This is a genomic window from Dellaglioa sp. CoH-57-MRSF-17, from assembly GCF_056782015.1.
This window is the reverse complement of record NZ_JBXAXY010000029.1, coordinates 1-628: the sequence shown is the minus strand read 5'-3', so window position 1 is coordinate 628 and position 628 is coordinate 1. Positions and strand designations below refer to the sequence as shown.

The following is a 628-nucleotide window of genomic DNA, read 5'->3' as shown; positions in this document are numbered from 1 at the left end:
GCGTACGCGCCGTTCGAGATTACCACAGGTCCTTTCACGATTTCGCGCTCCATCGCGAGCCGCACGATATCCTGAGCTACTGCGTCCATGGTAAGCGGCGGAACCTGTTTTGCATACATATGCTTGGCCCACAGCTCACCAGAAATCGCGTCCTCTACGTCACCCACAGTTTCCCAGCCAGTCGATTCAAGCGCGATGTTGAAGTGCTCGCTCAGGTCTTGTGCCAGACAGAAGCGCAGATTCGGGTTCGTGATTCCGAGGCCTGCGAGCGGGAGACTGCGTTTCATGGCGCACTTGATCTGGATTCCGGTAGCTTCGGCCGCTACTTTCTGAATCGCGGCCAGAAGCTGCTCGTCGGCTTCTTCGTCCGCTTCTTGCGCCGCGATACCGCGCACCACAGCTTCCACGATATCACGCATCGTGGTCCACGGGTCCGTTACCGGGCTCCCCGCATCGATTTCGAATTCGGCCTCAATATCGCTACGCAACTCTTCCATGTCGATTTCATCGAAGTTGTATTCGACGGTAAGATTCGTGTCGAGTTCGAGCGGGCCGTTCCCGACTGCGGCGCGCACCACACGCCGGACACGCTGCGCGAGACCCGGGTCGTACTTGACCTCGGGTTCAC

At 58.6% G+C, this 628-nt stretch carries 1 protein-coding gene; it reads right to left on the bottom strand.

The annotated features are described in order from the left end of the window. Window positions 1–628: hypothetical protein (locus AC1RPJ_RS07685; RefSeq protein WP_481762829.1), on the bottom strand; the 628-nt coding region annotated here is incomplete at both ends.